Source organism: Candidatus Angelobacter sp., from assembly GCA_035607015.1.
GTDB lineage: Bacteria > Verrucomicrobiota > Verrucomicrobiia > Limisphaerales > AV2 > AV2.
The window spans coordinates 1-11,694 of the sequence record DATNDF010000176.1; the positions used below are offsets into that span (position 1 = coordinate 1).

An 11,694-nucleotide genomic window follows, 5' to 3' on the forward strand; every position below is an offset into this window, starting at 1 on the left:
GCACATCGCGATCACCAGGTCCGCCCGGCCTGAACCCTGGCTGGGATCAACCACGACGGGGCAATGCGATTCCTTCTTGATGATCGGGACTGCCGAGAGATCGAGTGTGTTGCGCGTGGAAGTTTCAAATGTGCGGATGCCCCGCTCGCAGAACATCAAGCCCGGATTGCCGTTGGACAGGACATACTCGCCGGCCAGGAGCCATTCCTCGATGCGCATCGCGAGTCCTCGTTTGAGCAGGATCGGTTTGCCGGTTTCGGCCGCGGCGATGAGCAGTTGAAAATTCTGGGAGTTGCGCGCGCCGATTTGAATGATGTCCGCGTACTCGGCCACCAGTTCCGCATGATCCTCGGAAAGCAGCTCGGTGATGACCGCCAGCCCGGTCTCTTTGCGCGCCTTGGCGAGCAGTTTCAATCCCTTTTCGCCAAGTCCCTGAAATTCGTATGGCGAGGTGCGCGGTTTGAACGCGCCTCCCCGCAGGACCGTGGCGCCGGCGGCCCGCACGGCGTGGGCCGTGGCGAGCAACTGTTTCTCATTCTCCACTGAGCAGGGGCCCGCCATCACCTGGACTTTCCGGCCGCCGATGACCGTGCCGCGCACGGCAATCGTCGAATTGGCGGGATGCGCCTCGCGGCTCACCAGTTTGAAACGCTTCTGGACCGGCATGACGCTTTCCACCGCGTTCGGAAATTGCGTCGCCAGGGCTTCGAGCGATTTGTGCGTCAGCTCATCACCGATGGCGCCGACGACAGTCCGGGCCACACCGCGCATTATGTGGGGACGGTAGCCGAGGCGTTTGATCTCTTTCAACACCGCCTCTTCCTCCTTCCGGGTGATGTTGGATTTAAAGACGATAATCATGGTTTTGATGGCGGCACCGCGCGTGGTTCAACAAAAAAGCCGCAGGCGATGACCTGCGGCACGGTTTACGGGGTTCGTCTAACGCAGCCCCGCAAGCAGGTCGGCCCGGCAAAAATACCAGCCGGCGAACCTGTCCATAAATCGCGGACTGCCCGAATTCATGGGCCGCACCTTAACAAGCCGCGCCACCACGTCAAGCGCGCGGCTGCGCCGCCCTTGACCCGTCGCCGGACGTTTCCTACCATTCGGCAGTTGTTTCATGAGATTTGCTCCTTTCATTGTCCTGACCGCGCTGCTCCTGCGGCCGTCGCCGGGCCAGGCCGCCCAGCCCGGCCCGCTGGCCATCAACGGCATCGCCGTCAAGGTCAACGACGCCGTCATCACGTTCCGGGAGATTGACGGCGAGATCAGCGACACCTCGATGCGCCTGTTGAGGTCCCAGTATGGACGGCAGCCGGATGTTTTCCGGCAAAAGCTGGAGAAACTGAAAAGCGATACGGTGGAGCTTCTCGTCGAGCGCCAGCTCATTCTGGATGAATTCAAAAACGCCGGCTACAAACTCACCGAAAGCTACATCGACGAGGTGGTCAAGCGGCGGATTCGCAATCAGTTCGGCGACCGCGTGACGATGATCAAAACGCTCGAGCACGAGGGCATCAGTTACGAAACCTTCCGCCAGCGCATTCGTGAGGATTTCATCGTCAATGCCATGGAATTGAAAAACGCGGGCACGGAACGAATCATTGTCTCGCCCCACAAGATCGAAACCTATTACGCGCAGAACTCCGACAAGTTCAAAGTCGAGGACGAAATCAGCCTGCGCATGATCTTTCTGGCCAACAAGCCGGATCAGGACGCGGCGGCGACGAAAAAAAAGGCCGAAGACATTCTCGCGAAGCTCAAGGGCGGGGCGCCATTTGCAGAAATGGCCTCCCAGAATTCGGATGATTCGCACCGCACCGAAGGAGGACTCCGGCCCGCCGAAACCCGGAAAACCCTGCGCGAGGATCTGGCGAAGGAGGCCTTCGCACTGAAGGCGGGCCAACTGAGCGACGTGCTCGAACGGCCCGAGGGCTGTTATATCATGAAGGTCGAGGAAGTCCGTCCCGCGCACGTCAAGCCGCTCAACGAGGCGCGCGCGGAGATCGAGAAAACACTCCGGACGGACGAAGAACAACGCATGCGCAAGGCATGGATCGACCGCCTCCGGGCCAAATCGTTCGTCAAATCATTCGCAGACTGATTTCCCAAGGCGCGGACGCGGATCGTCCCCTGTTTGTGTCACGCGCCGATCATCGCATGACTGGCTGGATCGGCATCGCGCTCGGCGACATCACCGGCATCGGCGCGGAAGTGGCGCTCAAGGCCCTCGCGGCGGAAATGTCGGCGGACGAGACCCGCTATCTTTTGCTGGGCGACGAAGCGCGCCTCCACCGTCTCAACGACCAACTGCACGCCGGACTCCGGCTGTTGCCGCATCGCGGGCCTCGAGACTCCGGCCGGATATTCATTCATGATCCGGCGTCGGAACCATTGCCGGCCAAACTGCAACAAGGCGCGCCGGCCGCCGCTGCAGCGGCGTTGGCGTGGCTCACCGACGGCGCGCAGCGCTGCCTGCGTCACGAGATCGACGCTCTGGTGACCGCGCCGGTGAACAAAGAGGCGATCATCCGCGCCGGCCGCGCTTTGTTTGTCGGCCAGACGGAATTTCTCTCCGAACTCGCCGGCGTAAACCGGACGGCCATGATGCTACTCGGCGCGGACGAGCGTGACCGCTGGCTGCGGGTTGCGCTGGCGACGACGCACGTTCCGATCCGGCGCGTTGCCGATCAACTGTCGCGGGAGAAAATCGAACTGACGATCGAACTCGCCGCGCAGGCGTGCCACGACCTTGGGCTGCCGCGGGCGCGCGTCGGGGTCTGCGGATTGAATCCGCACGCGGGTGAAGGCGGGCAGCTTGGCACGGAGGAGCAGACCGTCATCATTCCCGCCGTGAATGCCGCGCGGGATCGCGGGATCGAGGTGACGGGACCGCTGGCGGCGGACACGCTGTTTCATCACGCCTTTCGTGGCGACTACGACGCTGTGGTGGCGATGTATCACGATCAGGGGCTTGCCCCCTTGAAAATGATCGGCTTTGAAAGCGGCGTGAACTGGACGCTGGGTCTGCCGTTCATCCGCACGTCCCCCGATCACGGCACTGCGTATGATATCGCCGGCCAGGGCAGGGCAAATCCGTCCAGCATGAGGGCCGCCATCCGTCTCGCGAAACAACTGGCACGCACGCGGGGCTGAATGCCGGACGTTTTCCGCCAGCGCATTGACTTGATTTGGTCCGCCTGTTTCCATCACTCCGGATGCGTCAACCAGGAGAGAACGGCAATTCGGAACCGGCCCGACTGGTGATGGTCGCAGCATGCCTGATCCTTGCAGCCATGGGTTGCCGGTCTTCCGCTGTCGCGCAGCGCAAGACGCAACACCGCGATGCTTACCAGTCCCTTGACGCGACGACGCGGAGTCTTGTGGACAAGGGGAAAATCCGGAACGACATGGACACGAACGCCGTGTTCATCGCGTGGGGGCAACCCACCGACGCATTTGCCATCGATTTGCCCGGCGGTGGCAGGCGCACAATCTGGAACTATGAGGAGAAATGGGCCTACGAATTCAGGCAGAGCGCTGCTTTCGATTCCGGTGCGGTCACCCCAACACGCTCTGGGGCTGAGCGGGTTGAGGGCGGACGCCAGTTCCGGCGTTGGCATGTGCCCATTACCTATGTGGCCAAAAGCGAGACGTTCGCGGACGGCCGGGTGATCGAATGGAAGAAATATGACCCGCCGGCCTGGGTTCAACCGACGGCGGTGTCACCTGAAACCGGTCGCCGTTATTGATCGCCTCTCGACTTCCATATGCCCCTTTGGCACTCTACCGTCGTGGGCATCACGCCGCAGCAATTCGAGCGGATGAAAAGCCGCGTCAACGGCGCGCGACGCGTGGCCGGGCCTGTGTTCACCGCGAGCCCGCCGGTGCCGGAACGCGGTCCCCAGATCATTCTCGGCATCGACCCGTCCCTGCGCGGCACGGGTTTTGGTGTGATTCGCTTGTCGAAACCGCACCCGCAAACACTCGCGCTGGGCACGATTGTTTGTCCGGCCGGATGGGAACATTCGCGCTGCCTCGTGAAAATCGCGCAAACGCTGCGCGACGTGGTCAGGCGGCACAAGCCCACGGTGTGCGTCGTGGAAGGTCTGTTCTACGCACAGAACCTGCAGACGGCGATGTTGATGGGCGAGGCGCGCGGCGCGGCGATGGCCACCGCCGCCGAAGCAGGGCTGGACATTTACGAAATCGCACCGCGCAAAGTGAAGCAGGCCATCGTCGGCTATGGCGCGGCGCAAAAAATGGCGGTCGCCAAAATGGTGCAGCGGCTGTTGAATCTCGCGGAGCCGCCCGCTCCGGACGCTGCGGACGCGCTGGCGCTCGCGTTGACGCATGCGCAGGAAAACGGGCGGTACAGCCTGAGCGCGCCGCGGAAAATCTGATGTGTTTGATGCGAAGCCGGCGCTCGTGTCTCGCGAACGTGCGCTTTTCGCCGAAAACATTCGGTGGCGCGCCACAACGCGATTCCACAGAATCAAACAACCATGCTGGATAAAATCATTTTTTGGGTGGTGCTGGTCTGGATGGTCGCCTTGCTGGTCATGGCCTTCCGGGTGGTGCGCGAAGTCTGGCGGGAGGACAACCGCTCATCGGGCGACAACGCGTGGCCACCTTCGGATCCTGCGCCGGAACAGAACCGGAGCGACGATGGTTCAAAATAACCTGCTCGTGCACGCGGGCCGAGGCGCATGATCACCTTTCTTCAAGGCAAACTCGTCGAAGCGCTGCCGACACAGGTGACGGTGGACGTCAATGGCGTGGGCTATGAAGTCCTCATTCCCTTGTCCTCGTTCGACAAGCTGCCGTCGCCCGGTCACGAGATCAGGCTGCTGACGCATCTGGCCGTGCGCGAGGACGCGCACGTGCTTTACGGTTTTATGACCGCGGCCGAGCGCGAGTTGTTTCGATTGCTCATCAACACGGTCAGCGGCATCGGGCCGAAGATCGCGCTCAACATCCTGAGCGGAATGAATCCCACGGCGTTTCGCGGCGCCGTGGCCAACGGCGACGTGAAGGCGCTGTCGCAGATTTCCGGCGTTGGAAAAAAGACCGCCGAACGCATCGTCGTCGAATTAAAGGACCGGATTGGCGTGGCAGGCGCATGGGAGGCGAGCAGCGCGCAGCGGGCGCTTTCACCGGAAGACCAGAAGATCAACGATGCCGTGCTGGCGTTGATGGCGCTCGGTTTCAAGCAGATCGAAGCCCATGACTCCGTGCGCGCCGCATTGAACGTGCTGGGTCCAAAATCGACCGTCGAAGACCTGGTGCGGACGTCCCTGAAAAAAGGAGCTTGATGGACGCGGTTGGTCCAAAGCCCAAGGTCCCCAGGCCGAAGTCAAGCGGCGTCGTGGTGCCGCACCGTGCCAGGTGGCATCAACGGCTGGGAGCGGCGTTGGTTTACGGGTTTATCCGCTGTGTCGCGGCCACGGTCCGATTCCGGATGGAGGACGGCTCCGGTTTGTTCCGAGGAGCGCCGCCGGGGAGGATCATCTTTTCCATCTGGCACAATCGCCTCGCGCTGTCGCTGATCATGTACCGCCGATACGTGGTGAGGTTCGCGCCCGAGCGGCGCCTGGCGGCGATGGTCAGCGCGAGCCGGGACGGCGGACTGCTGGCGCGAATTCTCGAACATTTTTGCGTGGAGCCTGTGCGCGGATCGTCGAGCCGGCGCGGTCCGCAGGCGCTGCGCGAGATGCTCTCCTGGGCGGAGCGCGGCCACGATCTCGCGATCACACCGGACGGTCCACGCGGTCCGTGTTACAAAGTCCAGGAGGGCGTGATCTCGACCGCGCAGTTGACCGGTCTGCCGATTGTGCCCGTGTCCTACCATCTCAACTGGAAGTACCGTCCCCGAAGCTGGGATCGCTTTCAAGTGCCGCTGCCGTTTGCCCGTTGCACCATCCGGACCGGTGAACTCCTGCGCGTGCCGCGCGACGCAGGCGAAGCCGAACGCGAGGCGTTGCGGCAACAGCTCGAACGGATCATGGCCGCCATCACGCGGGACTGATCCCCTGTTCAGGTCCGCGCGCTCTAGTTTTTGGTGATCCCCGGGTCCGCGGGAAATCCCTTCCGGTACCGGTCCTGCCGGTTCGCCACGGCCGCGACGTATTTCTTCGTCGCGGGAAAATCCATCTGCTCCATGAAGACCGCGCTGTTCGTAACGGCCGCGCCTTTCGCCCACTGGCGCACGCGCGCGCGGCCGGCGTTGTAATCGGCCAGAGTGTAGGTCACGGGCCGGTCCGTCTGCTGATAGCGGCGGAGCAGTCTCGACAAATACCACGCGCCCGCCAGGGTGTTCGTGCGCGGGTCGAGCAGTTGTTCCGGCGAAAACGACTTCAGCTTCTCCGCGCGCGCCCACTCCTGCGCCGCCACGACGCGGATCTGCATCAGGCCGAACTCCTGTCTCGATCCGCGCGCGGCCGGGTTGAACCAGCTTTCCCGCCAGACCACCGCCTTGACCAGCGCGGGGTCAACGCTGTACCGCCGCGCCGCCACGAGGATCACTTCATCGAAACGGTGATCGCGCCACTGGCAGTAACGCCACCCCGCGGCGGCGGCAAGCAACGAAAGGACCGCAAGAACAGTGAGCCATCGGCGAACCACGCCGTTGTTTTAATGAGCCGGCGGGAAACAGTCCAGCCGGGACGCGACTTTGGCGCGCTCCGTTTTTTCCGCTCGACTCACAACCCACGACTTACAACCCTCAATTCGATGATCGCCCGCGTCACCCTGGAAATCGCGCTCCGCAAGGAGTTTGATTATCTCGTGCCGCCGGAACTGGAGGGAGGGGTCGAGGTGGGCACGCGCGTCAAGGTTCCTTTCGGCCCGCGACAGGTGATGGGCTGCGTGACGGCGCTGGTCGGGGAATCCCCGCATACGAATCTGCGGCCGATTCTGAAAACCGTGGGCAAACAGGCGCTGGTGACCCCGAAGATTTTGAAGCTCGCGCGCTGGATCGCTGACTATTACTGCTGCGCCACCGAGGTCGCGCTGAAAAGCGTCCTGCCCGAAGCCGTGCGCAAGGAGGAAGCGGGCTGGCGCGAACGATTGTTCGTCCGTTTGTTGCCGCTCTCGGGCGAGCTGCCCAAACTGACCAAACGTCAGCAGGAGGTCTGGAATGTCATTGAGGAATGGCGCGAGATGCCGTTGCAGGAGTTGCTCGAACTGGCCGACACAACCGCCGAGACCGTGCGACGCCTCGAGGACAAGGGACTGGTCCACGTCGGTCCGCGGATATCAGAGCGTGATCCCTATGCGCGCGAGCACATCCTGCCGACGCAGACTTTGAAGTTGAATGCGGACCAGGCTGCCGCGCTGCAGCAAATCAAGGCCGCACTTGATGACAGACAACCATCAACCATCAACCATCAACCATCAACGTTCCTGCTCCACGGCGTCACTGGCAGCGGCAAGACGGAAGTTTACTTGCAGGCCATTGCGCACTGCCTGCAACAAGGCAAGGGCGCCATCGTTCTCGTGCCGGAGATTTCCCTCACGCCGCAGACGGTGGAGCGATTCAAGGCGCGGTTTTGTTCAGGTCCGTTGCAAACACTGGCCGCCGTGCTGCACAGCCATTTGTCGGCCGGCGAGCGGCACGATGAATGGCACAAGATCCGGCAGGGCCGCGCGAAGATCGTCATCGGCGCGCGCTCCGCGATTTTCGCGCCCGTCGATCCGCTCGGACTGATCATCGTGGACGAGGAACACGAGCATTCCTACAAGCAGGAGGAGGCGCCGCGCTATCACGCGCGCGACGTGGCCGTCGTGCGCGGACAGATGGAAGATGCGGTCGTGGTGCTCGGCTCGGCCACACCGTCGCTCGAGAGTTACCACAACGTGAAGAAGGGAAAATACGCGCTGCTCGAACTGCCGCAGCGGGCTGACGACAAGAAGATGCCGCTGGTGCGCGTGATCGACATGCGCCAGGAGGCGCGCAAAGAGAAAGGCACGCCGATCTTCTCGCGAAAGTTGAAGGAGGAAATCACACAGCGACTGGAACGGAAAGAGCAGGTGATGCTGTTTCTGAATCGCCGGGGCTACGCGACGTCGCTGCAATGTCCGAAATGCGGTTACGTGGCTGAATGCCCGAACTGCAGTGTGGCGCTGACTTATCATCGTTCGAGACAGAAAATCTGCTGTCACATCTGCGCCCACGAGGCGCCGGCGCCGGCGGTTTGCCCGAATGACAAATGCCGCAACCCGGCGATCCGTTATGCGGGCCTGGGCACGGAGAAAGTCGAGGACACCCTCGCAAAGCTGTTCCCGCACGCGCGGGTGAGGCGCATGGACTCCGACACTTTGAAACGCAAGGAGGATTACCGGCGCATCCTCGGCGACTTCCGCACCGGCAAAATTGACATCCTGGTCGGCACGCAGATGATCGCGAAGGGACTGCATTTTCCGAATGTGACGCTTGTCGGGATCATTTACGCGGATCTCAGTTTGCATCAACCGGATTTCCGCGCCGGCGAGCGAACGTTCCAGTTGCTCACGCAAGTGGCGGGCCGGGCGGGTCGCGGCGACGTGGAAGGCGAAGTGGTGGTGCAGGCGTTCACGCCGTTTCACCCGGCGATTCAATACGCGCGGCGTCACGACTTCACCGGGTTTTACGAGCAGGAAATCGAATTTCGCGGGCAGCTCAAGTATCCGCCTTTGACGCGGGCGGCACTCCTGACGCTGAGAGGTCGCAACGAGCAGAAGGTGAAGTTTTCGGCGGAGCATTTGCGGAAGCAACTGGACCGGGAACTGTCCCAATTCAAAGAACTGGTTCTGGCCGGTCCCGCGCCGGCGCCGTTATTGCGCGCCGAAACCTACTATCGGTATCAGGTCATGCTGCGCACGCGGCAAATGAGCCGGCTCAGCCAGTCTCTGGGGAAACTGCTGGAAACGCTCGCGCTGCCGGAAGACGTATCGCTCACGGTGGACGTTGATCCGGTGAATCTGCTGTGAGCGACATCCGTTGGGCGACGCGTTCCTGCATTCTCCGCTTCCGCTTGTCGAGGGTTCTGTGATACACCGGCGTTGCAACTCAACCATGAACAGATTTTTTTCGGGCCTCGTTTTCACCAGTGTTGTCTGCGCGGCGACCGCATTTGCCCGGGCGGAAACCGGGGCAAACACCGTCGAATGCCTGAAGTCCGGAACGTTTCTCGCGCCGCTGGATTCGCCCGACCACCGCAAATACGCACCCGACCGCGATGTGGACGTTCTGCATCTGGCGCTCGATGTGACGCCGGATTTCAAACAGCGCAGCGTGGAGGGCAGGGCCACGCTCCGGTTCAAACCGAAGGCAAGGGCGGTCCGGGAACTGAAGCTCGACGGCGTGGATCTGGACGTTCACACCGTGACCTCAACCGAAAAGATACAGACCTATCAGGTGACCGGCGACAAAGTGATCATCACTTTCGCCGGGCCGATTCCCGCGGACCAGGAGGCTGGCGTGACCATCACCTATCGCGCGGAGCCGACCGCGGGGTTGTATTTCCGGACGCCGGAGATGGGTTACAAGGCGGGCGACACCCACCTCTTTTCGCAGGGTGAGGAGATCGAGGCGCGGCACTGGTATCCGTGCTTCGATTCGCCGAACGAAAAATTCACCTCGGAAATCACCTGCCGCGTGCCGGAAGGCATGACGGTGATTTCCAACGGGCGGCTGGTCTCCAGCGAAAAAGACCCGGCCACCGGCCTGACAGCGATTCATTGGTCGCAGGAAAAGCCGCATGCAAACTATCTGATTTCACTCGTCGCAGGCTATTTCCAAAAGGTCGAGGACAAATACAGGGACATCCCGCTAGCGTTTTACACGCCCCCGTCGGAAATCAAGGAGGCGCCCGGTTCCTTCCGGGATACCCGGGACATCATGGGGTTCTTCGAACAGGAGATCGGCGTGCCGTATCCCTGGGCGAAATACGACCAGGTGTGTGTGAATGACTTCGTGGCCGGTGGAATGGAAAACACCAGTTGCACGACCCTCACCGACAGCACGTTGTTCACGGAAGACACTGAAAACATCCGCGACAGCGACGGTCTGGTCGCGCACGAGATGGCGCACCAGTGGTTTGGCGACCTCGTGACCTGCAAGGACTGGAGCGACATCTGGCTCAACGAGGGCTTTGCGACCTGCTACGCGTCTCTTTATGAGGAACACCGGCACGGCCGCGAGGCGATGCTTTACGGGCTGTATCAAAGCGCGCGCGGAATTCTCGCCGCCGCCAACGACACGAACGCGGTGGTCCGGCGCACCTACAATTCTCCGGGGGACATGTTCAACTATCTTGCCTACCCAAAGGGCGGCTGGGTGCTGCACATGCTCCGCGCGCAACTGGGGAAGGACCTTTACCGCCGGTGCATCAGGACCTACCTCGAACGACACCAGTACGGCAACGTGGTGACCGATGATTTGCGCGCGGTCATCGAGGAATTGTCCGGCCGCTCCTATGACCAGTTTTTTGACCAATGGCTCTATCACGCCCACCACCCGGAACTTGAAGTCAGTTACAGTTGGGAGGAAAAGACGAAGCTGGCGAAAGTCTCCATCCGGCAGGTGCAGAAATTGAGCGAGGATGTTTTGCTCTTCAACTTTCCGCTCACTGTGCGCTTCAAAGGAAGGTTCGGCACGGCGGATCACTCGATTCAGGTGCGGGAAAAGGAGGAAGATTTTTATTTCCCGGTGGAGTCCGCGCCGGAAGTCGTCCGTCTCGACCCGGACTACACTTTGCTCGCCCGAATCACGTTCAACGCGCCCAACGCCATGCTCTATGCGCAATTGAAGGACAAGGACGACGTCATTGGCCGCCTGCTGGCCATCGAACAACTGGCGAATAAAAAAGACCGGGAAGCTGTCGCCCGGCTGAAGCAGGCGCTGAACGGCGACGCGTTTTATGGAGTGCGCCTCGAAGCGTCGCGGACGTTGAGGTCCATGCACACGGACGAGGCCCTGGAAGCCCTGCTCGCTTCGACCGGTCAGAGCGACGCGCGCGTCCGGCGGCAGGTCGTCGCGGACATCGGCGGATTCTATCGGGACACCGCTTTCGGGGCGGCGCTCAAAACTCTCGACCGCGAAAAGAACCCGGACATTTTGTCCGCCGCCATCCGTTCGTTGGGCGGTTATGCGAAACCGGAAGTGCGGGAGGCGCTGCTCCGGTTCCTGCGCTCCGAATCGTATCGCAACGAACTGGCGGGCGCCGCCATCGGCGCCATGCGATCCCAGGACGACCCGGCTTATGTTGCCCCGTTGATCGAAGTCCTGTCGAAGCGAGAAACGGAGTTCACCAGCCGCGGCCTGGGACAGGGGCTCGGAACACTCGCTTACCTGGCACGCAACGAGGACAAGAAGGACCGCGTCCGCGAATTCCTCACCGGTTACGTGAATCACCCGAAGAAAAGCATCCAACTGGCCGCCATCAATGCGCTGGGAGTTCTCGGTGATCCCCGGGCTGTCGGTGTGCTCGAAAAGTTTGCCACCGCTTCAAAGGAAAGTCCCGAACGCGCCGCCGCTGAAAAGGCCGTGACTGAATTGCGCGCCGCGCGAAAACCGGTGGACGATTTCAAAAACCTGCGCGACGAGATGCTGGACCTGCAAAAACAAAACCGCGACCTGCGCAAGGAACTGGACGATTTGAAAAAGAAGGTGGACGCAGCCGACGGGAAACCGGCGCAGGGCGGGTCGAAGAA

At 61.7% G+C, this 11,694-nt stretch carries 11 protein-coding genes; 9 read left to right on the forward strand and 2 right to left on the reverse strand.

Features of this window, described 5'->3' with window-relative positions; translation table 11 throughout:
* Nucleotides 1–861: 3-deoxy-7-phosphoheptulonate synthase (aroF, locus tag VN887_07140; protein HXT39780.1), on the reverse strand; the 861-nt coding region annotated here is incomplete at its 3' end.
* A 259-nt stretch (nucleotides 862–1,120) separates the two neighbouring features.
* Here aroF and VN887_07145 point away from each other — a divergent pair.
* The 7 genes from VN887_07145 (at nucleotide 1,121) to VN887_07175 (ending at nucleotide 6,028) form a co-directional block, all read left to right on the forward strand.
* Complete coding sequence (locus VN887_07145; GenBank protein ID HXT39781.1) at nucleotides 1,121–2,104, forward strand: peptidyl-prolyl cis-trans isomerase; 984 nt, start codon at nucleotides 1,121–1,123, stop codon at nucleotides 2,102–2,104.
* Between the two features lie 56 nt (nucleotides 2,105–2,160).
* The gene (gene pdxA / locus VN887_07150; GenBank protein HXT39782.1) at nucleotides 2,161–3,156 is read left to right on the forward strand and encodes a 4-hydroxythreonine-4-phosphate dehydrogenase PdxA; all 996 of its coding nucleotides are present in this window, start codon (nucleotides 2,161–2,163) and stop codon (nucleotides 3,154–3,156) included.
* A 140-nt stretch (nucleotides 3,157–3,296) separates the two neighbouring features.
* Entirely contained in the window at nucleotides 3,297–3,752 is a 456-nt protein-coding gene (locus VN887_07155) for a hypothetical protein (GenBank protein HXT39783.1), read from the forward strand.
* Nucleotides 3,753–3,794: 42 nt separating this feature from the next.
* A complete protein-coding gene (ruvC, locus tag VN887_07160; GenBank protein HXT39784.1) occupies nucleotides 3,795–4,403 on the forward strand; it encodes a crossover junction endodeoxyribonuclease RuvC in 609 nt (202 codons plus the stop codon).
* A 102-nt stretch (nucleotides 4,404–4,505) separates the two neighbouring features.
* Entirely contained in the window at nucleotides 4,506–4,682 is a 177-nt protein-coding gene (locus tag VN887_07165) for a hypothetical protein (protein HXT39785.1), read from the forward strand.
* Between the two features lie 27 nt (nucleotides 4,683–4,709).
* Nucleotides 4,710–5,315 (forward strand): Holliday junction branch migration protein RuvA, encoded by a 606-nt coding sequence (gene ruvA, locus VN887_07170; GenBank protein ID HXT39786.1) that lies wholly within the window; start codon nucleotides 4,710–4,712, stop codon nucleotides 5,313–5,315.
* Nucleotides 5,315–6,028, forward strand: a complete 714-nt coding sequence (locus tag VN887_07175) for a lysophospholipid acyltransferase family protein (GenBank protein ID HXT39787.1) — start codon at nucleotides 5,315–5,317, stop codon at nucleotides 6,026–6,028. Before ruvA ends, VN887_07175 begins: the two co-directional genes overlap by 1 nt.
* A 23-nt stretch (nucleotides 6,029–6,051) precedes the next feature.
* On the opposite strand, the gene VN887_07180 is transcribed toward VN887_07175, so the two are convergent.
* Nucleotides 6,052–6,624, reverse strand: a complete 573-nt coding sequence (locus VN887_07180; GenBank protein ID HXT39788.1) for a lytic transglycosylase domain-containing protein — start codon at nucleotides 6,622–6,624, stop codon at nucleotides 6,052–6,054.
* Between the two features lie 108 nt (nucleotides 6,625–6,732).
* Between VN887_07180 and priA the strand changes: the two genes are divergently transcribed.
* Together priA and VN887_07190 are read left to right on the forward strand one after the other, a co-directional pair.
* Nucleotides 6,733–8,970: a primosomal protein N' gene (priA, locus tag VN887_07185; GenBank protein HXT39789.1), complete on the forward strand. Its 2,238-nt coding sequence runs from the start codon at nucleotides 6,733–6,735 to the stop codon at nucleotides 8,968–8,970.
* Nucleotides 8,971–9,055: 85 nt separating this feature from the next.
* Nucleotides 9,056–11,694 (forward strand): M1 family aminopeptidase (locus VN887_07190; protein HXT39790.1); only part of this gene is annotated, 2,639 nt, incomplete at its 3' end.

Coding starts and splice junctions, on each gene's coding strand:
- VN887_07145 (HXT39781.1), top strand. CDS start 1,121: ATGAGATTTGCTCCTTTCATTGTCCTGACCGCGCTGCTCCTGCGGCCG.
- pdxA (HXT39782.1), top strand. CDS start 2,161: ATGACTGGCTGGATCGGCATCGCGCTCGGCGACATCACCGGCATCGGC.
- VN887_07155 (HXT39783.1), top strand. CDS start 3,297: ATGGGTTGCCGGTCTTCCGCTGTCGCGCAGCGCAAGACGCAACACCGC.
- VN887_07165 (HXT39785.1), top strand. CDS start 4,506: ATGCTGGATAAAATCATTTTTTGGGTGGTGCTGGTCTGGATGGTCGCC.
- ruvA (HXT39786.1), top strand. CDS start 4,710: ATGATCACCTTTCTTCAAGGCAAACTCGTCGAAGCGCTGCCGACACAG.
- VN887_07175 (HXT39787.1), top strand. CDS start 5,315: ATGGACGCGGTTGGTCCAAAGCCCAAGGTCCCCAGGCCGAAGTCAAGC.
- priA (HXT39789.1), top strand. CDS start 6,733: ATGATCGCCCGCGTCACCCTGGAAATCGCGCTCCGCAAGGAGTTTGAT.